The 21413-nt window shown below is 44.3% G+C and carries 24 protein-coding genes; 8 read left to right on the forward strand and 16 right to left on the reverse strand.

The features are described 5' to 3' along the window. The first annotated feature begins 15 nt into the window (after positions 1–15). From panD to ACFPIK_RS14490, 5 genes are all read left to right on the forward strand, one after another. Positions 16–363 carry an aspartate 1-decarboxylase gene (gene panD, locus ACFPIK_RS14470; protein ID WP_377916508.1) on the forward strand — a complete coding sequence of 116 codons (348 nt, stop codon included), beginning with the start codon at positions 16–18 and terminating at the stop codon, positions 361–363. Then, entirely contained in the window at positions 363–1370 is a 1008-nt protein-coding gene (locus tag ACFPIK_RS14475; protein WP_377916510.1) for a lysylphosphatidylglycerol synthase transmembrane domain-containing protein, read from the forward strand. Before panD ends, ACFPIK_RS14475 begins: the two co-directional genes overlap by 1 nt. A gap of 34 nt (positions 1371–1404) precedes the next feature. Next, a complete protein-coding gene (locus tag ACFPIK_RS14480) occupies positions 1405–2091 on the forward strand; it encodes a zinc metallopeptidase (RefSeq protein WP_377916512.1) in 687 nt (228 codons plus the stop codon). A gap of 103 nt (positions 2092–2194) precedes the next feature. Continuing rightward, on the forward strand, positions 2195–3334 hold the full coding sequence (locus tag ACFPIK_RS14485) for an acyl-CoA dehydrogenase (protein WP_377916514.1): 1140 nt from the start codon (positions 2195–2197) through the stop codon (positions 3332–3334). 138 nt (positions 3335–3472) lie between these two features. Then, positions 3473–4402 carry an AraC family transcriptional regulator gene (locus ACFPIK_RS14490; protein ID WP_377916516.1) on the forward strand — a complete coding sequence of 310 codons (930 nt, stop codon included), beginning with the start codon at positions 3473–3475 and terminating at the stop codon, positions 4400–4402. Here ACFPIK_RS14490 and ACFPIK_RS14495 read toward each other — a convergent pair. The 4 genes from ACFPIK_RS14495 to ACFPIK_RS14510 all read right to left on the reverse strand — a co-directional run bounded on the left by ACFPIK_RS14495 (position 4385) and on the right by ACFPIK_RS14510 (position 6531). Continuing rightward, a complete protein-coding gene (locus tag ACFPIK_RS14495; protein ID WP_377916518.1) occupies positions 4385–5140 on the reverse strand; it encodes a phosphoglycerol geranylgeranyltransferase in 756 nt (251 codons plus the stop codon). The two genes, ACFPIK_RS14490 and ACFPIK_RS14495, sit on opposite strands and share 18 nt — an antisense overlap. Further along, positions 5124–5504 carry a hypothetical protein gene (locus ACFPIK_RS14500; protein ID WP_377916520.1) on the reverse strand — a complete coding sequence of 127 codons (381 nt, stop codon included), beginning with the start codon at positions 5502–5504 and terminating at the stop codon, positions 5124–5126. The genes ACFPIK_RS14495 and ACFPIK_RS14500 overlap by 17 nt, the downstream gene beginning before the upstream one ends. Continuing rightward, positions 5497–5853: a phage holin family protein gene (locus tag ACFPIK_RS14505; protein ID WP_377916522.1), complete on the reverse strand. Its 357-nt coding sequence runs from the start codon at positions 5851–5853 to the stop codon at positions 5497–5499. The genes ACFPIK_RS14500 and ACFPIK_RS14505 overlap by 8 nt, the downstream gene beginning before the upstream one ends. Before the next feature lie 87 nt (positions 5854–5940). Beyond that, the gene (locus ACFPIK_RS14510) at positions 5941–6531 is read right to left on the reverse strand and encodes a YkgJ family cysteine cluster protein (protein WP_377916524.1); all 591 of its coding nucleotides are present in this window, start codon (positions 6529–6531) and stop codon (positions 5941–5943) included. Between the two features lie 166 nt (positions 6532–6697). On the opposite strand from ACFPIK_RS14510, the gene ACFPIK_RS14515 reads away from it, so the two are divergent. After that, the gene (locus ACFPIK_RS14515; RefSeq protein ID WP_377916526.1) at positions 6698–7426 is read left to right on the forward strand and encodes an LOG family protein; all 729 of its coding nucleotides are present in this window, start codon (positions 6698–6700) and stop codon (positions 7424–7426) included. Between the two features lie 39 nt (positions 7427–7465). Here ACFPIK_RS14515 and ACFPIK_RS14520 read toward each other — a convergent pair whose 3' ends face one another. Together ACFPIK_RS14520 and ACFPIK_RS14525 are read right to left on the reverse strand one after the other, a co-directional pair. Further along, entirely contained in the window at positions 7466–7969 is a 504-nt protein-coding gene (locus ACFPIK_RS14520) for a hypothetical protein (protein ID WP_377916605.1), read from the reverse strand. 138 nt (positions 7970–8107) lie between these two features. Further along, the gene (locus ACFPIK_RS14525) at positions 8108–9094 is read right to left on the reverse strand and encodes a D-alanine--D-alanine ligase (protein ID WP_377916527.1); all 987 of its coding nucleotides are present in this window, start codon (positions 9092–9094) and stop codon (positions 8108–8110) included. A gap of 169 nt (positions 9095–9263) precedes the next feature. Between ACFPIK_RS14525 and ACFPIK_RS14530 the strand changes: the two genes are divergently transcribed. Continuing rightward, the gene (locus ACFPIK_RS14530; protein WP_377916607.1) at positions 9264–11408 is read left to right on the forward strand and encodes a S9 family peptidase; all 2145 of its coding nucleotides are present in this window, start codon (positions 9264–9266) and stop codon (positions 11406–11408) included. 90 nt (positions 11409–11498) lie between these two features. Here the strand turns inward: ACFPIK_RS14530 and ACFPIK_RS14535 are convergent, their stop codons facing one another. From ACFPIK_RS14535 to ACFPIK_RS14550, 4 genes are all read right to left on the reverse strand, one after another. Continuing rightward, complete coding sequence (locus ACFPIK_RS14535) at positions 11499–11885, reverse strand: type II toxin-antitoxin system VapC family toxin (protein WP_377916529.1); 387 nt, start codon at positions 11883–11885, stop codon at positions 11499–11501. After that, the gene (locus ACFPIK_RS14540) at positions 11885–12082 is read right to left on the reverse strand and encodes a hypothetical protein (protein ID WP_377916531.1); all 198 of its coding nucleotides are present in this window, start codon (positions 12080–12082) and stop codon (positions 11885–11887) included. Before ACFPIK_RS14540 ends, ACFPIK_RS14535 begins: the two co-directional genes overlap by 1 nt. Before the next feature lie 8 nt (positions 12083–12090). Continuing rightward, positions 12091–12327, reverse strand: a complete 237-nt coding sequence (locus ACFPIK_RS14545) for a hypothetical protein (protein ID WP_377916533.1) — start codon at positions 12325–12327, stop codon at positions 12091–12093. Between the two features lie 130 nt (positions 12328–12457). Continuing rightward, positions 12458–13804, reverse strand: a complete 1347-nt coding sequence (locus tag ACFPIK_RS14550) for an MBL fold metallo-hydrolase (RefSeq protein ID WP_377916535.1) — start codon at positions 13802–13804, stop codon at positions 12458–12460. A 159-nt stretch (positions 13805–13963) separates the two neighbouring features. Between ACFPIK_RS14550 and ACFPIK_RS14555 the strand changes: the two genes are divergently transcribed. Next, positions 13964–14452 carry a C40 family peptidase gene (locus ACFPIK_RS14555; protein ID WP_377916537.1) on the forward strand — a complete coding sequence of 163 codons (489 nt, stop codon included), beginning with the start codon at positions 13964–13966 and terminating at the stop codon, positions 14450–14452. Between the two features lie 49 nt (positions 14453–14501). Here the strand turns inward: ACFPIK_RS14555 and ACFPIK_RS14560 are convergent, their stop codons facing one another. Genes ACFPIK_RS14560 through ACFPIK_RS14585 form a run of 6 tightly spaced genes read right to left on the reverse strand, consistent with a single transcriptional unit; the run spans position 14502 to position 21216 of the window. After that, entirely contained in the window at positions 14502–15110 is a 609-nt protein-coding gene (locus tag ACFPIK_RS14560; protein WP_377916539.1) for an HmuY family protein, read from the reverse strand. A 21-nt stretch (positions 15111–15131) separates the two neighbouring features. Continuing rightward, complete coding sequence (locus ACFPIK_RS14565) at positions 15132–17423, reverse strand: TonB-dependent receptor (RefSeq protein WP_377916541.1); 2292 nt, start codon at positions 17421–17423, stop codon at positions 15132–15134. Positions 17424–17464: 41 nt separating this feature from the next. Then, entirely contained in the window at positions 17465–18514 is a 1050-nt protein-coding gene (locus ACFPIK_RS14570; RefSeq protein WP_377916543.1) for a hemin-degrading factor, read from the reverse strand. Position 18515: 1 nt separating this feature from the next. Next, positions 18516–19316: a heme ABC transporter ATP-binding protein gene (locus tag ACFPIK_RS14575; protein ID WP_377916545.1), complete on the reverse strand. Its 801-nt coding sequence runs from the start codon at positions 19314–19316 to the stop codon at positions 18516–18518. Then, complete coding sequence (locus tag ACFPIK_RS14580; RefSeq protein ID WP_377916547.1) at positions 19316–20377, reverse strand: FecCD family ABC transporter permease; 1062 nt, start codon at positions 20375–20377, stop codon at positions 19316–19318. The genes ACFPIK_RS14575 and ACFPIK_RS14580 overlap by 1 nt, the downstream gene beginning before the upstream one ends. Before the next feature lie 5 nt (positions 20378–20382). Further along, positions 20383–21216, reverse strand: coding sequence for a heme/hemin ABC transporter substrate-binding protein (locus ACFPIK_RS14585; protein ID WP_377916549.1), 834 nt, complete (start codon positions 21214–21216; stop codon positions 20383–20385). Positions 21217–21413 lie beyond the last annotated feature (197 nt).

The following is a 21413-nucleotide window of genomic DNA, read 5'->3' on the forward strand; positions in this document are numbered from 1 at the left end:
CGAAAAACTAAACCAATGCAACTGCAAATCCTCAAATCCAAAATCCACCGGGTAAAAATCACTCAGGCAGAACTTCACTATGTGGGCTCCATCACCATAGATGAAGACCTGATGGATGCCGCACAGCTCCTCGAAAATGAAAAAGTACAGATCGTCAATATCAATAATGGAGAGCGACTTGAAACTTACGTCATCAAAGGAGCAAGAGGAAGCGGTCAAGTGTGCCTCAATGGCCCTGCTGCGAGAAAAGCTGCGGTAGGTGACATCGTGATCATCATCTCCTATGCAGGAATGACCCCTGAAGAAGCAAAACAGCATAAGCCTGTCTTGATTTTTCCGGACGAAAGAAATAAACTCATCTGATGCCCAATCCAAAGATCAAACAAAGTATCCAGGTAGTCATTTCTTTAGGAGTGGCTTTCTGGATTTTTTGGTTTTTATATAAGGATATTGAACTTGTGGAGCTCCAAACCCAATTAGCATCCAGCAACTGGTTTTGGATCTTTGGATCACTGACTATCGCTTGGATCGGATATTGGATCAGAGGCTGGAGATGGGCGCTTTTGATCCAAAAACAGGAAGGGGAACAACAAATAAGCGGCAATAGAGCATACCATGCGGTGATGGTCGGCTATTTGGTAAACCTCCTCATTCCAAGAGCAGGTGAAGTTGCCCGATGCGGCGTATTGGCAAGAACGAACGGAATTTCTATCGGCCATCTGTTGGGTACCGTCATTTTGGAACGGACCATTGATTTGATCTTTTTAGCCGGAACGATTTTTTTGGCATTTGTACTTGAAAGTAGTCTTTTCCTTTCTCTTGCTGGGGAGCTGATCGACGTTTCTTCTTTAGGGGAAAAAATCATCTCTTTACTACCGCTCTTTCTGGGTGGTATTTTGGTTTTTGTGCTTTTTCTATACGTGCTCTTTCGAAAATTCCGAGGAAATGGCCTAGTCAATAAACTTCAGCAGTTTTTCAGACAGCTTATTTCAGGAATTCAGACTGTAGGGAAGCTTCAAAATCCGATTGGATTTTGGGTCAGCTCTCTAGTAATCTGGATTATCTACTTTTTGACTATGTATACTGTTTCCCAAGGGATCCAAACTACTGCCACTTTGTCGGCTAGCCAAGTCCTTCTTGTGATGGTAATGGGAAGTATTGGCATGGTGGCACCTGTTCAAGGGGGAATCGGAACCTTTCATGCCTTGGTGGCCTACATTTTGATCCAGTTTGGAGTGTCAGAAACAGACGGAAAAATCTTTGCTGCCATCATCCATGGAACCCAAGTCATTCTTGTGATGCTTGTGGGCTTGGTTAGTTGGATAGTGATGGTAAAAATCCCGGTTTGGATTAAACCTGACAAGTCCTAACTTCGTATTCACACCCAGTTAAACACCTAATAAAATGATTATTCTAATTGTAGTCGTATTTGCAATTCTTGGATTTGTGGTAAGCAATAGATTGAAAAGCAAATTCAAACAATATTCTCAAACTGCTCTTCAGGCAAATTTATCCGGCGCAGAAATTGCAAAGTTGATGCTTGCTGATCACAATATTCACGATGTACAGGTCATTTGTGTCGAAGGTCAACTGACCGACCATTACAACCCTATGGACAGAACGGTTAACCTTTCTCCGGATGTATACTATGGCAGAAATGCTGCAGCTACCGCCGTGGCAGCTCACGAATGTGGACACGCAGTGCAGCATGCCACCTCCTACGTTTGGCTAAACTTTCGATCAGCGATGGTTCCGGTTCAAAACATCTCAGGTAAAATCCTAAACATAGTCTTAATAGCCTCTCTTTTCGGTGGATTTGCGTTGGGCTTGCCTTACCATTGGATTGGATACATTGTAGTAGGTTCTTATTCAGTAATGACGCTGTTTACATTAGTTACGCTGCCTGTAGAATTTGATGCTTCTAATAGAGCTTTGGCTTGGGTACAAAGTAGAAATGTGGTGACCAGACAAGAATATGACATGTCAAAGGATGCCTTGAAGTGGGCTGCGATGACCTATGTGGTCGCTGCATTAGCATCTTTGGTTACGCTAGCTTACTACATCTTTGTTTTCTTTGGAAATAGAGATTGATCAAAATCAAAATAAAATTCGGAAAGGGACAAGTTTTTGTCCCTTTTCTTTTTTTCGGCTATATTTTCCAACTTGAATCTAAACCCAAAATTTTACTACTCTTATGAACTTTCAATTGACTGAAGAGCACTTGGCTGTGCAAGAGGCAGCAAGGGAATTTGCCAAAGCAGAATTACTTCCAGGTGTCATAGACCGCGATACCGAAGCAAAATTCCCTTACGAACAAATCAAAAAAATGGGCGAACTCGGCTTCATGGGAATGATGGTTGACCCTAGGTATAATGGAGGCGGAATGGATACAATATCTTACGTGATTGCCATGGAAGAGCTTTCCAAAATCGACGCATCTGCCTCTGTGTCTATGTCTGTCAACAATTCCTTGGTCTGCTGGGGATTGGAGAAGTATGGAACCGAAGCCCAAAAGCAGAAATACCTGACCAAGCTTGCCACCGGTGAAGTGCTAGGCGCATTTTGCCTATCTGAACCAGAAGCTGGTTCGGATGCTACTTCACAGCGGACCAATGCGGAATGGAAAGGAGATCATTACCTGCTCAACGGCACCAAAAACTGGATTACCAATGGTTCTTCCGCAAGTATTTACCTAGTAATTGCGCAGACCGATGCCAGCAAAGGCCATAAAGGTATCTCTGTCTTTATTGTAGAAAAAGGTTGGGATGGCTTTGTAATTGGTAAAAAAGAGGACAAACTGGGAATCAGGGGTTCTGATACGCACTCCTTGATGTTTACCGATGTGAAAGTACCTGTGGAAAACCGAATTGGAGAGGAAGGGTTTGGATTTACCTTCGCGATGGAGACGCTCAACGGTGGGCGAATAGGAATCGCAGCACAAGCGCTCGGGATCGCATCAGGTGCCTATGAATTGGCTTTAGCCTATTCAAAAGAAAGAAAGGCTTTTGGCAAACCTATCAGTCAACATCAGGCCATTCAGTTCAAATTGGCAGATATGGCTACTCAAATCGAAGCTGCCAGACTTTTGGTCTACAAAGCAGCCTGGCTCAAAGATCAGGGGGAAGATTATGCCCACGCATCTGCTATGGCTAAACTATATGCCTCTGAAGTAGCGATGAATGTGACAGTAGAGGCGGTACAGGTACATGGGGGCTATGGGTATGTGAAAGAATACCATGTAGAACGCCTCATGAGAGACGCTAAAATTACTCAGATTTACGAAGGCACTTCTGAAATCCAACGGATCGTAATCTCCAGAGGAATATTGAAGTAGTACCATTAAAACCTAAATAAAGGGTATAGATGCAAATTTTTATACCCTTTTTCTTCTTTTTAGACTTATTTTCTAGAATAGTTTATGTACTAACTAGGTTTAAGTTATATTTTTGAAGTTCATTTTTATAGATATTTCATGGATTACTACAATAAAGTCATCGAGTCTGTTCACGTAAGATTTTTGAGAGGCAACAATTTTAAGATTGATAAGCCTGTTTCAATTTCTAATTACGAAGAAAATGAAAACGCCTTGGTTCTACTTCACCATGGTACGCTAAAGTTTGGCGAAGACCAGGAGTTGATTAATGAAGGCGAAGTACTTTTTTTACCAAAGGGTCGCAAAACATCGCTCACGTTTGGTTCAGGCAGCAAGAGACAGGAATTGACCTTGGAAAAATTCATTGAATCCAAAAGAAAATATCTTCAAAGTATCAGTTACAAGGAAATCAATGCCTCAGAGGAGGATTGTATTTCCATGATACACTTTGAATCCAAGGTTTTTGATGTGGTCAATTTCTTTAACTCTTTGGATATCCCGCCTTTCATCATCCGCTTCAATGATCGAATAGCCACCTTAATGGAGGATTTGATGAAAGAACTGGAACTCTCCAACATTGGAAAAGAGAGAGCCTTGAAAGCGCTCACAGAGGTACTTATCATAGAATTGTTGCGGCATATTCTAAAAAATAGACTTTTCACCGAGGAGCTTTCTACTAACTCCACCTATTTCAAAGATCCAAGGTTGATCGACTTGTTCAACTTTATCAAAACCAATATCGGGGGCGATCTTTCAAACAAGATTCTAGCCAAGGTGGCAAATGTTTCGGAGGACTATGTGGGACAATATTTCAAAATGCTCACCGGCATCAATCCTCAAGATTACATTGAATATCAGCGGATGGAAGCAGCAGTTGAGCTTTTGAGAACGACCAAAAAATCCATCCGTGATATCGGGAAAGAGGTGGGCTACAAAGACACTGCTTACTTTTGCCGCCGTTTCAAAATGATGTACGGGGTACCTGCAGGTAAAATGCGTCGAAGGGAATCTCTAATTAATGTTCAGTAACTGATTATACCATCGCTTAGCTTTCAAGACCTCGGCCAAAAAACCGGGGTCTTTTTCTATCGCATTACCCAACACCACTAAATCAGCTCCTGCATCAAAAGCTTTTTTCACTTTTTCAAGCGAATCCAAACCTCCACCCACAATCAAGGGGCTTTTGACAGTCTTTTTTACAGTTTGTATCACTGAATTCGAAACAGGTGCTTTTGCACCACTTCCGGCTTCGAGATAGAAATACTTCAGGCCAAGGTATTTCCCAGCCAATGCGATCAATCTGATTCGATCTACTTCCGAATTCAAAAGTGGGAGTGTGTTGCTGGCTTTGTGCACACTGAGTATCTCTCCTTCATTGACAAGAAGGTAGCCCGTGGGAAGTATTTCAAGTCCAAGATGCTCAATGGCCCTAGCTCCTTCTACCTGCTGGGTAATGAGATACTCTGGATTGGTCCCTGAAATAAGGGAAAGGAACAATATCCCGTCGGCATGTTCAGATACCTGATCCTTGGAGCCTGGAAATATACAGATGGGAATTTTTCCCGAGAGGGCTTTCAGTGATCGGATGGTAAAGTCAAGAGCTTCAGCATTTCCGCTGCTTCCACCTACCAAAATCAAATCCAATCCAGAATTTTCAATCCATTCCAACTGTGGGGATTCTTGGTATTTCTCAGGATCTACGAGCCAAGCCAAGCCTTTTTGACCTGATTTAGAAAGTCCTTTCAGGAGTTTATTTATCCTTTTCAACTGCTTGTTGCTCAGTATTTCCTGAAAAAAGCTCGTTGTAGATTTTATCTTTTGCCAAAGCAAGACCAAGGATAAGTAAGCGTTGCGTCACGGTTGGCCAAAAAGAAGAAGATTTTGGTTTGGTTAAGCGGTTTTTCAGCTCATCATTGAGCAAACCTTCCTTTTCTAATACTTCCAGTGCCTTCTCTGTATTCTTTACTTTCTTTTTACGGGTCGCTTTTACGATCCCATAAGCGATCACAGCACCGACTGCCACTGCAGCACCGACTTTTAGCCAGTCTTGAGAATCTTTTTTAAGCAAATCGAGCTGCTTGGTAAGCGTTTGTTCGAGTTCTTCCGACTTTTTTTCTAATTCCTTACTCATCTTCTTTATCCCGTTTTGCGCTGAAAATAAAATTCTTCAAAGAAGAATTGATTTGATCTTGAATGCCGTGAGAATCTCTGGTTAAATAAAGAATAAGCACGATCAACAAATACATCAAAGCCACGATCAAAAATCCCAAATATGGACTCTGAGTAACTTGACTGATGAAAAATGCTAACGAAAGCGATAGAAACAAAAACACCAACAAAGTCAGCGCTCCCATAATCATCAATAGAATTAATCTGGAAAGAATCCCGACAAATTCATCCTGGATCTCACTTTTGATCAGTTGGATTCTGGTTTCTACAATACTCTTGATCGTCTGTACAATTTCCCCAAGATTCAGCATGCGTTTGGCTTTTTACGGGATTTAATCTTCTTAAAATGATAATCGAATATAGGCTAAAACCAAGGATCAAAAAAATCGCTTGGGTTATTACTCTTGCTCCTCCTGATAAAATTTATAGCGAAGCACTAGCTCCAAAGCCATCAAAATTGCCTGATTGACGGGATATTGGTTGGTCAGAGCTTCGTCTATATCCTTGATCCGAGTATAGTAGGCTGGTGCAAGTGGAATCTGCATATCTGAATTGATCCGCTCAGTCACGGATTGAAATGCCGCTTCTTTTTCAGTTTTCAAAATCTTACAGGTGATCAGTTCCTTTAGCCCAGTCTTGTTATTTTTCCTCGCAGAGGCTCCAAAGAATCGACAAATCAATCCTCTTTTTGCATAATTCCCACAAAAGCCCTTAGTGTCGTCCGCTGAATTGGATCGATAGACTACACAGATACCTGGGCTTTCCTGATTGGCTAGTTTGTTTGCAAGATCATCTGCGATGCCCTTTTCATACAGATCAAAAGCCAAAGGCAAAAATTCCAGAGGAGAAGCAGGAACCTCCGGATTGGCACAGCAAAATCCACAACCTGAAAGGCAGCCCATTCCAGCCTCCTCATGAAATTGCTTGGATTCTTGCTCAAGCTCTTGGAAGATTGCCTCCACCGCTTTGGACTTTTCTAAAAGATTCATCGATCTGGTTTTTTCCAATACAAAAATAGCTTAGCCAAACTGGAATCTGGCCAGATCAGAAAATGATTTTTTATTGTTGATTCCCAATATTTTACAGGGAAAAAAGCTTGGTTTTTCGCCATTCCTTCGAAAGATTCGTTTTCTTACAAGATCAATTTCAGAGAATATGAGCCACATCGATGAGAAAAAATCGGAAGAAAGAATCCGAAGAGCTTTTAAGGAGCGTGACTGGAGTGAAATCAAGAGCGCTGATTCTTGGGCAATTTTTAAAGTAATGTCAGAATTTGTGGAGGGCTTCGAAAAACTGGCCAAAATAGGTCCTTGCGTGACCATCTTTGGATCGGCTCGGACTCCGAGAGACCACCACTATTATAAGACTGCAGAAGAAATAGCTGCAAAACTTGTACAGCATGGCTATGGTGTCATTACTGGTGGTGGACCGGGTATCATGGAAGCTGGTAACAAAGGCGCTTATTCTCAGGGGGGAAAATCTGTGGGCCTGAATATCCATTTGCCTTTTGAGCAATTCAATAACATTTATATAGACCGCGACAAGCTGTTGACCTTTGACTACTTTTTCGTCAGAAAGGTCATGTTTATCCGATACTCGCAGGGCTTCGTGGTATTACCCGGCGGCTTTGGCACCTTGGATGAATTCTTTGAAGCCTTGACCCTCATCCAAACCAACAAAATCGGAAGATTCCCGATTGTGCTCGTGGGCAGAGATTACTGGACCGGCCTGGTGGACTGGATCAAGTCAACCCTACTGAGAGGGGATCCGAACTACATCAGCGAATCTGATTTGGATCTGTTTTGCATCGTGGATGACGCCACCGAGGCACTAAAAGTCATCGATGAGTTTTACAGCAAATACCTCTTGAGTCCCAACTTCTAAAAACACAAAACCCGCTTCATCAGCGGGTTTTTTAATTTTTTAGGAAACCTTGAGTCTAAGCTCTCCATGTCGCTTGACCACTTTGAGTTCAAAATGCTGATTGATGAAAGCCTTACAGTGATTTTCTGCCCACTCGGCGCGAGTCTCTGAATCATATAAGAGTGTCATTCGAAGTAGGGTTTTCACATATTGCTCATGCTGCCCCAATTGCTGCACATAGGTAATGAGCGCCTGAGACCAGTCCTCCTGAAATTTTTCGAAATGTGTGCGTCCGTCAAAAAGAAGCTCAAGCTGATTGTCACGGTGCTTGTATCGGTAGATACCACAAAGCTGTCGATAGATCATTCGCACTCGCTCTCTCGGAAAATCGACGGTATCCAAAATCAAGGCATAAGTCTGATCCATCAAGCGAAGCGGATTGTACAAAAAAGTGTAAGAGCGCTTCAGTTCAAAAACCATCCGATCCACCAATTCCTCTTCCAAGGCTGATTGTGCCTGTCTGAGGATATAATTTTTGTCCAGTGGAAATAGCTTTTCGATCATTAGTGCCTGTATGTGTGACAAAAATAAAATTTATCTGGAGGAAAAACATACAAACGGGAAAAGACCTTTTCAGGCTTTCACCGTTTTTTCAATTTTTTAACAAATCGTTAGAAGTTTTACATCAATCGATCCTACTACTTAAACAAACATCTCCTCAATCAACTCGGTGTAAAACTCCTTGATAGATTTACCGGTTGCTTTGACTTGCTGCGAAATCAAGCTCGTCTCAGTCTGTCCGGGTACGGTGTTGATCTCAATAAAGTAAAATTTCCCCGTTTCATGTTGGAGAAAATAATCGATTCTCACCGCGCCTTTGCAGTTGAGTTTTTCATACACCTTGGTCACAATTCTACCGACTCGCTCGACTTCTTCCTCGGACATTCTTCCGGGAGTGATTTCCTCACAGACTCCCGGAACATACTTGGCCTCGTAGTCGAAAAACTCTTTGCTGCTCACAATCTCGGTAGCAGGAAGCACGGTGATTCTTCCTTTCCCTTTGAAAATACCTATCGAAAACTCCCTGCCTGACACAAACTCTTCCACGAGTACTTGCTTGTCTTCCGCAAAGGCCTTTTCCAAAGCTTCGGCCAATTCCTCCCATGTTTTCACCTTACTCATCCCGATGGAGCTTCCCCCATTATTGGGTTTGATAAATAGGGGCAGCGTGAGTTGAACTTGAATCTTGGATGCGTTTTCGGGGGAATTTTCGAAAAGCTGGATTGATCTCGCCACGTTCAGTTCGGGAATATCCTGGACAATGGCCTTGGTATAACCCTTGTTCATGGTAATCGCTGAAGTCAGCTGATCACAAGTGGTGTAAGGAATCCCAAGCATGTCAAAGTAGCCGGCCAATTTTCCGTCTTCTCCCGGGGAACCGTGAAGAATGTTAAAAACCCCGTCAAATTTGATTTTTTCGTCCCCAATGGAAATACTAAAATCGTTCAGGTCAACTGGAATTTTTTCTCCGGAAGAACAGATAAAATGCCAATCGCCCGGATACACTAAAATTTTATAAACATCGAAGCGCTCCCGATCAATGGTCTTTTCGACGACAGCGGCACTTTTGAGGGAGATGACGGACTCTCCGGTAAAACCTCCGGTGACCAAGGCAATTTTCTTCTTCATGGTGGGGAAAAATCTGGTTTACGAAATAGCTAATTTTCCGTTTACCCTCCAAAGGTTTCAAATCCCTTAGATGGTTTTATATATTCGCCTTCGTTTCATTCAAGAATTTTACCCAAAATCAGTGGATATGATTAAAAGTTCGAAAGTGCTGAGCCTAGCCTGGATCGCAATGATCGGAATGGCCCTCAGCGTACAGGCGCAAAGCCTGAAAAAAGTAACCCTGGAGGATGTCTTCAAAAAAGGCACCTTCAACCAAAAATCCGTCTACGGCATCAACTGGATGAAAGACGGGCAGTTTTACAGTTCGCTCGTGCAGCGTGGTGGAGCACCGGCTGTGGTCAAAATCAACCTAGCCACCGGTGAAGAAGCAGGAGTATTGCTGGATGGAGCCAAGCTCGGAGTAAACTTTTCAAGCTATTCTTTCAATGCGGACGAATCTAAAGCCCTTATCGCCACAGACGTAGAATCCATCTACCGCCGCTCTTCCAAAGGAATTTTCTACGTGGTAGAAATGGCCTCCGGCCAGAAGCAACAGCTGATGAACGGAGAAAAAATCTCCTACGCTACCTTATCCCCAGACAATGACAAGGTAGCTTTTGTCAAAGACAACAACCTCTATGTGATTGAGTTGGCAACAAACAAGCTCACGCAAATCACACGAGATGGCGAGTGGAATAAGGTCATCAACGGTGCTGCAGACTGGGTATATGAAGAGGAATTTTCCATGGCTCAAGCTTTCAAGTGGTCACCTGATGGAAAAAAGATTGCCTTCATTCGCTTTGACGAAACCCAAGTTCCTGAGTTCAACATGCAGACTTGGGGACCGCTTTATCCTCAGGATTACAAGTTCAAGTACCCAAAAGCAGGCGAGAAAAACTCCCTCGTTAGTATCCATGTCTATGATTTGGCGACTGCAAAAACACAAAAGATGGACGCAGGCACCGAAACCGATGTCTACCTGCCAAGAATCTACTGGACAAAAGATGCGAATACCTTGGCATTTATCCGAATGAATAGACTCCAGAATCAGCTGGATATTTTGCATGCCAATGCTACTTCAGGCGAGAGTAAGTTGATCATCTCTGAGAATGCAAAAACCTACGTGGACCTTGACTACAACGATGATCTCCAATACCTCAGCGACGGCAAGACCTTTATCCGTACTTCCGAGCAGGACGGCTACAAGCACATCTACCATCACAATTTGGATGGAAGTTTGATTCGTCAGATTACATCCGGGAATTGGGAGGTGAGTTCCATGGTAGGCGTAGATGAAAAAGCCAAAAAACTCTATTTCATCTCGACAGAGTCCTCTCCACTTGAGCGAAATTTCTATGTAATCAACCTGGACGGAAAGGGTAAAAAAGTCCTCACTACTGCCAAAGGAACCCATACGATCAACATGAGCCCTGATTACAAGTTCTTCATCGATTACTACACCACGGCTGATACGCCGGTGAAGGTGACACTGAACGATGCAGCAGGAAAAGAGCTGAAAGTACTCGAGGACAATCAGGCCTTGAAGGAGCGTTTAGCAGGTTTTGCCTTGGGGAAAAAGGAATTTTTCACCTTCCCAACCGTGGATGGTACGCAGCTCAATGGCTACATCATCAAGCCGGCTGACTTTGATCCAAACAAAAAATATCCGGTGCTGATGTATGTCTACGGCGGCCCGGGTTCTCAGAATGTGCTGAATTCTTGGGGAGGAACCCGCGACTTCTGGCATCAGCAATTGGCAGCGGAAGGGATCATCGTGGCCTGTGTGGACAATCGTGGTACTGGCGCACGTGGCCGTGACTTCAAGCATTCTACCTATGCCAACTTGGGCAAACTGGAAACCATCGATCAGATCGAGGGTGCCAAGTATTTTGCGAAAATGCCATTTGTCGATCCTTCCCGGATCGGAATCTGGGGATGGTCTTATGGAGGCTACATGTCTTCGCTTTCCCTGATGATCGGAAATGACGTCTTCAAAACTGCCATCGCCGTGGCACCAGTGACTACTTGGAGATATTATGACACAATCTACACCGAGCGCTACCTTCAGACTCCCCAACTCAATCCTTCTGGATATGATGATAACAGCCCAATCACCCATGTGAACAAGCTGAAAGGAAATTTGCTTTTGATCCATGGAACCGGCGATGACAACGTGCACTTCCAAAATGCGGTCGATCTCACCAACGCCCTGATAGCGGCAGATAAGCAGTTTGAATCCTTCTACTATCCCAACAGAAACCACGGAATCTACGGCGGCAACACCACCTGGCATTTGTACACGATGATGACTGATTTCCTGAAGAGAAAGCTTTAAAAACGCTCATGCTCCAAATAAAAAACCGCAGGATGAAAGTTCTGCGGTTTTTTAGTTAAGAAGTTATATATAACGAGACAGTTCAATGGATTATATCTCAAAACCCATTGGATCAACTACTTCTAAGCCTTTCACAAGCTTAAAGTCTTTCAAATTATGAGTTAAAAGTGGCTTGTTTAGTACCAAAGCTGATGCTGCGATGATAGCATCAGGTACTTTTAAGCCATGAGTTCTCCTGATTTGAATCGTTGCTTCCTTAATGTCCTCTGATAGCTCAATTCGATGGAAATTAGATAAGAATCCTGAGATTATTTTAGCTTCTGATTCGGAAAGCTTTTTCCAAGACAAGAGTTCAATCTCAGTGATTATGGAAAACTTCGGTTTATTTCTTCTCAACTCATTTAACAAAAAATCCTTAGATGGTTTAGGCAGCAAGTCTTGAAGAAAAAAAATGATTGAATTCGTGTCCCAAACCATTAATCCCAATTTCTGAATCCCTCAATTTCCTTATCGATTTCGGTAATGCTCATTTTTGGAAGAGATCCTATGTAGCTAGCCCAATCCACCGATCCAGATTGGCTTTCTTGATTGATCTCAATCATTTTTTTGTTTACTAGTTCTTGGAGCTTCTTAATCGCTTTTTTATCCAAAATTTTTATTGTCAGCTTTTCCATATTCCAATTTACAATTTAATCTGATCCAAATAGAATTTCATTCGACTGTGATCTCGTTCCAAAAAGTCGATTTTGTCTATTCGATCTTCTTTGTGGTTGTAGAAAACCTCTACGTACTCATTTTCCAGCAAATACAGATTGACCTTGTGGCGGTAGTAGCGAATGCCCACGACAAAAGTCCCTTCCAAATAGAGGGTTTTGATCTTTTGATACAAAGGCAATTGGCTGAATTCTTCCCGACTCACGATTCTGATTTTTCTATCAAGACCGAAAAGTAAGCAAAAGGGTTATTTTTTCTTTTGAGAAGATCCACTCCATGAAAAAGAAAAAGCCCTCCGAAGTTCGAAGGGCGTGGGATGATGCTCAACTTTTTCCTTAATGAGCTACGGTCTGAACGTCTTTGATCGCCTCGCTGAAGTCCAGCACTTCTGTATCCCTCAAGACTCCAGCTATAATGCTTGAACCGGCTGCAGAACGGTATCCTCCGGCACAATGAACCAAAACAGGCTTGCCTGTAGGAATCTCACTTGCTCTTTCTCTCAGTTCCTGAAGTGGAATATTCAATGCCTCTTCGAAAATTGGAGCAGTTGCATGCTCGTCACGGCTACGAATATCCACGATGGTATAGGCATCCGGATTGGCTTTGAAAGCTTCGACATCGAATGAGGTTCCTGTTTCAGTCATCCCGGCAGGATTGACCACTGCTCCATGAATAAGTTGCTCGTATCCGATTTTAGCTGCTTTGTATATAAGGACTTCAAGCTCAGGAGTAGAGTCAGCCACGAGGAAGAATTTTTCCTCAGGACCTACAATTGATCCCAACCAGGTTTCAAACTTGCCCCCATTCATGATATTGATGGCCCCGGGGATATGTCCTTTGACGAACTGATTTTGCTTTCTGGTGTCGATGACCAAAGCACCCGCAGGAAGTGTAGCACCCTCAGGCCAAATGCTCACCTGAGAAATAGACCTCTGATAAGAAGGAGCCCCTTTTTTGTTCATATCCACATCGTAACCAAAGTACTTTGGAATGTACGGCTGACCCTGAAGCAAGGAGTCCATGAAAGTCTTTTCGTCCAAATCTGAGAAAGCCCAGTTGGTAGCACGTTGCTCTCCGATAGTAGATTGACGTGCGTCGCTGAGGTTTTTGCCACAAAGTGAACCCGCTCCGTGTGCGGGAAAAACCAGCACATCATCGGACAAAGGCTTCAATTTATTCTGTACCGTATGGTACATCATTCTCGCAAGCTCTTCTCGCTGCGCAGTCATGTTTCCTGCCTTTTCTCTCAGGTCAGGACGGCCTACATCTCCAATGAACAAGGTGTCTCCGGAAAATAAGGCATGATCTTTTCCATTTTCATCCTTCAACAAGATGCTGATCGAATCCGGTGAGTGGCCGGGTGTTTGAATGGAATGAAGTGTCACATTACCAAGGAAAAAAGAATCTCCCTCATCAAATCCCTTGTGAGGATATTCAGCTCCTACCAATTTGGATACATAGATCGTAGCTCCTTCATTTTTGTGAAATTCCAAGTGTGAACTCACAAAATCTGCATGGGGGTGAGTCTCGATGACAGCAACGATTTGTGCGCTGTTTGCCTCCGCAAAATCGTAGTATTGCTGAGGATTGCGTCCCGGATCTATCAGGGCTACTTTTCCCTCAGATAATATTGCATAACTCGCATGAGCCAAGCCTTCGTCATAAAACTGTTGAATATCCATGATTGTGTTGTTTTTCAATTTTGATGAGGCAAAGATAAAACATGACAAAAATCAGTTTTGGTGATGTTGATCACTTTCGTGAAAAAGTCTCATCAAATCCTTTTTATTTGAAAATGAATCATTGAGCTTGTAAACTTGAATCATTCAAAACAAATTCCCTTGGATCAAAAATTTCTTTCCCCTCGGTTTTTCTTTTGGGTTACGCTGACTCTACTCACCTTTTTGGGAAGCTGCAAATCCAAGAAAAAACTCGCTGAGGAGTCACCTGCATTCACAGTCATTCAGACCGCCAAGTCTTACCGAGGCACGCCTTACCGCTATGGAGGCACGACCAAGGCTGGGATAGACTGTTCTGCTTTGGTGTACCATTCTTTTTACTCAATTGGGATTTCTCTTCCCAGGAGGTCAGAGGATCAAAGTAAATTGGGTGAAAAAGTACCCTTAACCCAAGTCAAGCCGGGGGATGTGCTGTTTTTTGCCACAGGCAGAAAAAGAAATGAAGTCTCCCACTCGGGAATAGTCACTGAAGTGGAAAAGGGCGACGTGAGATTTATTCACTCCTCCACTTCTTTGGGGGTGACCGAGGATTTCCTTAGCTCGGAGTATTGGTCTAAGGCTTTTCTTTTTGCTAAGCGCATCTTGGAATAAAAAAGGGAGCACCGAAGCGCTCCCCGTTACCCAGCAAAAAAATTAACTTTTAAAACTTTTGCGAACCATTAGGCTGGAGTATATACCTGAAGGTATAATGCGCACTTGGTGTCGTCATTGGATTGATCTGAGCTACAGGTGGATTACCTTTGTAATAGCTCATTATTTCCATTTTCACATAGTTTCCTTTTGAGGTCTTGAACAAAAGAATTCTTCCGGGAATAGGAGTCACGGTGAAGGTGGCAGAATTGTAATTATACCAACCAGCGCCACTGCCGGTGGGTATTGCAAAAGTGGTAGGTGTATCCGTGGCAAACTGGGCAGAAGCAGGTACTTCTTTCAATTCTTCAAAGATGCCGTTAGCCAAAGCAGCCGTCACATTTTTTGCACTGTTGACTCGGATGGTGGTGCCTTTGAAAGCAATGTCCCAATCCTGAGCTTCTGTCACGATAGATTGCGTCTCCAAGCTGAAGAAAATGAAAGGTCTTGCCTGAGTCACTTGACCTGTGGTACGATCGATGACATCATTTGGAGCTGCCAGGTCTTGAATCAAGGTCGCTTCCAGGGGAATAACTGGCTCTGGAGTGTCATCATTGCCACAGGAAAGCAGGGTAAACGACAGGAGGAAGAATAGAACTGAATAAACGGTAGTTTTCATAGTAAATTAAGAGTTATTGGATTAGTTGATAAGATTTGCAAATGGAATTCTGGTCCCGAGGAAAAGCACTCTTCCGGGATTGTTGGGCTGGGCTGGAGTGAGGGTATTCAGAAGGTTGGTAGCACCTGCCTCGAAGAAAAGCCCATTGGAAAAGGTCTTGGTAGCCGTGAGATTGACGCTCAGCCAGCCCGAAGCATATTCAGAAGGATCGTCCAAAATCAGGTTGCCATTGAGATCGGCGAAACCAAACTTTCCCCTGTAAATTCCCCGAAGTGACCAATCAATCCCTGTGATGGGTTCAGAGTAGTTGATTTTCACATTTCCGCTATGTCGGCTTCTGTTAAACAATCCGCCGTAATCCGAGCGGGTAAACCGTGAGGTGATGTTCTGAGCATTTCGCTTAAATAGCTCTCCGGCATCGATGCGATCGAGTACTTGGGTATCTCTGGTATCTAGAAAAGCATAACCGGCACTGACCCACAGCGTATTGGAAAGCGTCATGGAAAAATCTGCCTCCACGCCCTGCGTGATGACACTTCGCACATTGAAGTAGGAGAAGGCATTTTGGCCGGTCACCAACTGGGCAATTGGCGCTGTCTCAATGAGGTTTTCGATTTGGTTTCGATAGGCATTGACTACCAGAAGCGCTTTGGAGGAAGGTTTCCAGCGAAAACCTGTATTGAGCGCCCAAGAACTTTCCGCCTGAAGGTTGCCCAATGTTTCTGGCTCAATCAACACTCTAGCTACCAAGCCTTCCTGCTGGAGACGAGCTATCCCTTCTTCGGCGAGATTGGCTCCGAAGACATAATAACCCGAAGCGGCATTGTTGAAATTGAGCAGCATCTGTCGGAAATCGGGAGCCTTAAATCCGGCCCCTAGGGAAGCTTGCCAGCTGAATTTGTCCGAGAACTTGAATTGCCCCGCAACCTTTGGACTGAGTCTTCCTCCAAACTGACTGTGCAAATCACCTCTCAACCCGGTGACGATATTAATTTTCGGACTTGGGTCCCATTGGTGCTGGACAAAAAAGTATCCGGCATCAAATCGGTTAACCTCATCATAGCGAGTGGCCTCCACGGTTTCGAGCAAGTGGCCCACTCCTAGGGTGAATAGATTTTTACTGTCAAATTGGAAGTCGGTCTGCTGCTCAGTCCGATGATAGAACTGGCGAAATTCCTGAAAATCAAAGCTTGCCCCATCGGCCATAAATCGGGTATCCGACTGGGTTGAAAATTGGGAACTCATCCCGCGAAGGGTAAAGAGCCATTTTTCAGAAGGCTTGAATCTAAGGGTTGGGTTGAGATTGAAATCCCTGCGGAAATTCTCCATACCCAATAAAGTTTCGGAGACTCCCGATTGCATCTGACCGGAAGATGTCTCCAGATAGCCTCTGGAAAAGAGACTGAGCTCCCACTTTGGAGAGAAAACCCGAGTTACTTTCAGTTGGGCAGTTTGAGCGGCAAATGGATTTTGGGTTTGACCTACCGTCTCCGGTGTGAGATCGAATCCCTCACTTCGGAGGTAATCATACATTCCGGATACCCGCCATTTTTCGGAATTAAACCCAAGCTCTGCATAGGGATTCCAGGTGTTAAAGGAACGATGACGAAGACCTAGATCGACTTTTTTGGTTTCCTTATTGGCCTTGGTGATGATATTCACCACACCTGCCATGGCTTCACTTCCATAGATCGCACTGGAAGGCCCTCGGAGGATTTCTATCCGCTCAATATTCGATACCGAAATCCGGTCCAGATCAAAGGTGCCAGCTGTCCTGCCAATGAGAGGCTCCCCATCCAGCAGGATCAAAATGTAATCCGAATCCAAACCTTGCATCTGCAAGCCTGCGCCATGATCTGAGCTGATGTGCAAACCAGTCTGCTCACGAAGTACTTCGGAAAGTCTCAATCCTCCCGTCTCCTGCACTTGTTCGGAGGTCAAAACGGTCACGGGGAGCGGTAAGTCCTCCACCGTTCGGTCCGTACGGGTAGCTGCAACGACTACCTCTTGCAGGGCTCCGGTTTTTTCTTTTAGAATAATTTCTTCCAAACTACCCCACTCCTGCCAAGTGAACCGATGCGAATCAAAACCCAAGGCAAACACCATTACCGACTTGCCGGATGGTAATTCTGCCTCCAATTCACCGGTTGAACTGACTTGAAATGGCTTCAATCCATCCACCTGAATCACCGCGTGAGGGATTGGATTTCCTGTAGAGTCGAGAATTCTTTTTCTGCCGTCTTGTGCCCAAGCCGAACAACTAGCAAGAAGGGAGAATAGGAAAATGATTTTAATTAGACTAATTCTAAACATTGGTTTAAAATTTTTGCGGAGGTTTCCCCCCTCAAGTGGGATTAAGACAAACTATCCAGGAGGGATTTCCATTCCGGCTTTTGCGGGATTCCAGGCTTACGAAGTCCAAAGAACTGTGCGACCATTTCCCCGGAATGATCAAAAAGTTCCAATGCCGACACCAAACCTTCGGTGGTGTTTTTGTGCACTACATAAGCAGAAGCCACTTCTGCTTCATTCAAGTGAAGGTTAAATTCCGGATCCATCACATTCAGCCAATCGCCTAGTTGTCGGATCGTTTTTACTTTTCCTTGATGGATTTGAATGTTTCCTTTATTGCCCGCAAAAATCATGATCGGCAGTTGGGTAGAAGAAGCAACCTCCAAGACCTTTCTTGCAGACAGCCGATCTACCTCATAGGCCCACTTGTCATCGATCCATTTGACAGCATCCAGTCGATTGAGCTTGTATTTCCTAAGCATTCCAAAGAAATCATGGGTGTCTTTCATGTTTTCCCAATCCTGAGAAAAGGCTAAAAAATCCAGCTCTTCTCTGGTGGAGTAGACAGTTGCCTCAAATTTGCCAAGATCGATCTGTGAGGTTTGATTTTCATCTCTGAATGATTGGAGAAACTGCTCCGCAGATTCATAGTCAGATGACTCTTGTAAAAACACTTTCAGTACCGCATTTCCTTCCTTGTCAAAATACTGAAGGCTCGACTGTGGTCCTGACGCGGTCTCATTGGACACTGCAAAACCAAATTTCCAAGCGCTGAAGAAGATCCGCTGCTCAATTGGCCCGATTACGGTAGCAATCTGATTTGGAGAAGTCCCCATCAAATCGATCTTTTGAAAAGTCCCCTTATGCTCCAACACACAGCCTTCATTTCGGGTCAAGGCCATGACTTTTCCAAGTTTTGGAAAATCCAAAACCTGATTGGCAAATTCAGAATTTAGACGAACAACCTGTTCGCCGATTCCGGTTGCTAGCAATTCAGCCTCAGAGACACCCAACTTTTTGGCAGCGTCACGGATTCGGAGTTGAGGTTGGGACACTTTCAGCTCATTCCATGCGGCCTTAAGTGCAGAAGATGTTTCAAAAAGAGTTTCCATATCAAGCTTGTTTAATAAGTTGTTTTTGAAAAGAGGGTTGGCTGGTGGACACGATCAATCCACCATGGTGCGGATGCTGTAGGATCTGGATCGGGTAATCAAATACTTGGTGAAGGGTCTTTTCCTGAAGAACCTCTTGGACTGTGCCACAGCTGGTGATCATGCCGTTTTTGATCAGGGCGATCCGATCAGCATATTGAGCAGCGAGGTTAAGCTCATGGAGAATGATCAAGACGCCGATGTTTCGCTGAGTGAGTTGGCGTAGGATACTCAGGACTCCATGCTGCTGCGCTATGTCCAGACTAGACGTAGGCTCATCGAGAAGGAGGTATCGGGGAAAAGGTTTTTGCTCCCAAATCTGAACCAATACTCTGGCTAGCTGTACCCGTTGCTTTTCACCTCCGGAGAGGTGTTGGAAATTGGAATTTTTCAAATGGAGTGTATTGGTAGCCTCCATTACCTCCCCTACCAGCTTAGCCGGATTTTTGGATTGGGTGCTGAAAAGACCGAGCTCGACTACTTCCTGGGCAGAAAATGGAAAGTTGACTGCTGAATGCTGAGGCATGACCGCCCTTACCTCGGCAAGTTTCTTTGAGTTGAGATTTCCAACAGGCAAACCATTGTAATCTACATCTCCATGCTTACAGGATATTTCTCCTGAAAGGATCTTGAACAGGGTGGATTTTCCTGCTCCATTAGGACCAAGGACAGCCAAGATCTCCCCTGCCTGAAGGGTCAGGCTGATCTGATCGACCACTGGTCTTTTTTGAATACAAAAGTGAATACGACTTGCTTGTAGCATTAGCGTTTTGGTTTGTTTAGGTTGAAAATGAGCCAAATGAAAAAGGGAGCACCAATCAAGGCCGTCACCACACCGATGGGCATCTCTGCCGGAATCACGATCAACCGAGCAATTAGGTCTGCCAAATTCATCAAAATGGCTCCTAGCAAAAATGCCCCTGGCAATACGAGCCTATGATCGGCGCCAAAGCCGATTCGGATCAAGTGTGGCACAATGAGACCGATAAATCCGATCATCCCTGCCAAAGACACACCCACACCCACGATGAGAGCGGTGGTAATGAGTAGTTTGATTTTTATCTGTTTTACATTCACTCCCATGTGGAAAGCCTCGTGCTCACCAAGTGAAAGTGCATTCAACGCACGGTAGTCTCGGAATAAGAAAAGGCTAGGAATTAGGATGAGTAGTAAGGCGGTAGGCACCTTGGCCCAAGAAGCACCTCCCAAATCCCCAAGGCTCCAAAAGGTGAAACTTCTTAATGCTGCGTCATCCGCATAGAAAAGGGTCAATCCAATCAGTGCGCCTGCCATTGCATTGATAGCTACGCCTGCGAGGATTAATGTGGAAGTTTCCGTTTTCCCCTGTGATCGGCTCAATCGGTACACAGCAGCCACATGAATCAGTCCTCCTACAAAGGCAAACAACGGCAAGCCGAATGCACTCATCGTCTTCCATATTCCTGTAGATCCTGCGATCAGCACTAGGTAAATGACTGCGAAAAGTGCACTACCACTGCTGACACCTATTAACCCTGGCTCAACGAGCGGGTTTCTGAACATGCCTTGTAAAGAAGCACCCGCCACACCCAATCCGCCACCAATTAAGGTAGCCAGAACAATACGCGGCAGTCGAATCTGAAGCAGCACATTGACTTGCTGACTTTCAGCAGCTACTCCTTGAACACCCAAACCATCCAAAATGACCCCCACAAGGCGGGCAAACGGGATCTGATAGGCTCCCAAACTGAGAGAGACTAAAGCCAATACACCAAGTATCGCCAGCAGTCCGGCAATAATTAGGTTTTGGGCCCGTGTCTTTGAATAGCTGTGAGTAGTCCACATGGCAATTAAGGTCTTGCTGCTTTTGCCAATTCAAGGGCAGCCTTACCCACTCTTGGGCCAAAGCCTGATAAGTAGTGGCCGTCAAAGCTGAGGATGTGGCTGTTTTTAAAAGCCGGAGTTTCTGACAGGCCTTTCACTTGGGCCAGACCTTCCATTCCACCGAGACTTTCGATTCCTGAGTCAAAAAAGATCAGAAATTCAGGGTTCATGGTTACCAAAGCCTCAGGCGTCACCGGTACAAAATCCTTGAAGCCTGTAGCAGCAGGCTGCAAACCCGCCAACTCGAAAATAGATTGGGCAAACGTACCCTCGCCTGACATAAAAACAGTCTGTGGGCCGCGCGCCATGATAAAAGCCGCTTTAGGACTTGAGTTGTTCAACACTAAATAGGACCGCAGGCTGTCTAGGTCTGCTTGCAATTCATCAACAATTCGATTTCCCTCCACCTGAGCTTCAAAGAAGGCCGCCAAATCGGTAATGAGCTTTTTGGTTTCCTCTACTTGAATGGGCTTTTTGAAAAAGTGAATTTCGATCTGAGCGGATTTGAGCTGATTGACAACATCATCGGTCAGATATCCTTCTTCTGCCAAGATCAAATCCGGCCCCAAAGCGAGGATTCCTTCTGCCTTGATTTGATTACGATACCCAATAGAAGGTAGCTCTTGCATGGAAGCAGGGTACGTGGAAGTGATATCGGTTGCGATAATTTGGCCTCCGTATCCTAAGGCATTCACAATTTCTGTGACGGTGCCACCGGCGGTGATGATTTTCCTCGTTTCCTTAGCGGAGGATTCTTGAGTCTGTGGTGCTTTACAAGCTACCAACAGAAGGATGAACATGAAACCTATTGCCCTTATCATTATTTGGATTAATTATAAACTGATACAAAAGTATTCTTATTTAGATTAATTACAAATTAAAATAATTAATGACTCCAATTAATTTTTTGAAACAGGGATTGGATCATGTGGATTGGATAAAAATTTCTCCCTCAGCCAAGAATTAAGGCCGAATTTTAAAAAAGGGTGATAATGAG

The organism is Algoriphagus aquatilis, assembly GCF_042657405.1.
Lineage (GTDB): Bacteria > Bacteroidota > Bacteroidia > Cytophagales > Cyclobacteriaceae > Algoriphagus > Algoriphagus aquatilis.

Bases quoted from the DNA above. Each gene is read 5' to 3' on its own strand.
- panD (WP_377916508.1), top strand. From the start codon at position 16: ATGCAACTGCAAATCCTCAAATCCAAAATCCACCGGGTAAAAATCACT.
- ACFPIK_RS14475 (WP_377916510.1), top strand. From the start codon at position 363: ATGCCCAATCCAAAGATCAAACAAAGTATCCAGGTAGTCATTTCTTTA.
- ACFPIK_RS14480 (WP_377916512.1), top strand. From the start codon at position 1,405: ATGATTATTCTAATTGTAGTCGTATTTGCAATTCTTGGATTTGTGGTA.
- ACFPIK_RS14485 (WP_377916514.1), top strand. From the start codon at position 2,195: ATGAACTTTCAATTGACTGAAGAGCACTTGGCTGTGCAAGAGGCAGCA.
- ACFPIK_RS14490 (WP_377916516.1), top strand. From the start codon at position 3,473: ATGGATTACTACAATAAAGTCATCGAGTCTGTTCACGTAAGATTTTTG.
- ACFPIK_RS14500 (WP_377916520.1), bottom strand. From the start codon at position 5,504: ATGAGTAAGGAATTAGAAAAAAAGTCGGAAGAACTCGAACAAACGCTT.
- ACFPIK_RS14505 (WP_377916522.1), bottom strand. From the start codon at position 5,853: ATGCTGAATCTTGGGGAAATTGTACAGACGATCAAGAGTATTGTAGAA.
- ACFPIK_RS14510 (WP_377916524.1), bottom strand. From the start codon at position 6,531: ATGAATCTTTTAGAAAAGTCCAAAGCGGTGGAGGCAATCTTCCAAGAG.
- ACFPIK_RS14515 (WP_377916526.1), top strand. From the start codon at position 6,698: ATGAGCCACATCGATGAGAAAAAATCGGAAGAAAGAATCCGAAGAGCT.
- ACFPIK_RS14520 (WP_377916605.1), bottom strand. From the start codon at position 7,969: ATGATCGAAAAGCTATTTCCACTGGACAAAAATTATATCCTCAGACAG.
- ACFPIK_RS14525 (WP_377916527.1), bottom strand. From the start codon at position 9,094: ATGAAGAAGAAAATTGCCTTGGTCACCGGAGGTTTTACCGGAGAGTCC.
- ACFPIK_RS14530 (WP_377916607.1), top strand. From the start codon at position 9,264: ATGATCGGAATGGCCCTCAGCGTACAGGCGCAAAGCCTGAAAAAAGTA.
- ACFPIK_RS14535 (WP_377916529.1), bottom strand. From the start codon at position 11,885: ATGGTTTGGGACACGAATTCAATCATTTTTTTTCTTCAAGACTTGCTG.
- ACFPIK_RS14540 (WP_377916531.1), bottom strand. From the start codon at position 12,082: ATGGAAAAGCTGACAATAAAAATTTTGGATAAAAAAGCGATTAAGAAG.
- ACFPIK_RS14550 (WP_377916535.1), bottom strand. From the start codon at position 13,804: ATGGATATTCAACAGTTTTATGACGAAGGCTTGGCTCATGCGAGTTAT.
- ACFPIK_RS14560 (WP_377916539.1), bottom strand. From the start codon at position 15,110: ATGAAAACTACCGTTTATTCAGTTCTATTCTTCCTCCTGTCGTTTACC.
- ACFPIK_RS14565 (WP_377916541.1), bottom strand. From the start codon at position 17,423: ATGTTTAGAATTAGTCTAATTAAAATCATTTTCCTATTCTCCCTTCTT.
- ACFPIK_RS14570 (WP_377916543.1), bottom strand. From the start codon at position 18,514: ATGGAAACTCTTTTTGAAACATCTTCTGCACTTAAGGCCGCATGGAAT.
- ACFPIK_RS14575 (WP_377916545.1), bottom strand. From the start codon at position 19,316: ATGCTACAAGCAAGTCGTATTCACTTTTGTATTCAAAAAAGACCAGTG.
- ACFPIK_RS14580 (WP_377916547.1), bottom strand. From the start codon at position 20,377: ATGTGGACTACTCACAGCTATTCAAAGACACGGGCCCAAAACCTAATT.
- ACFPIK_RS14585 (WP_377916549.1), bottom strand. From the start codon at position 21,216: ATGTTCATCCTTCTGTTGGTAGCTTGTAAAGCACCACAGACTCAAGAA.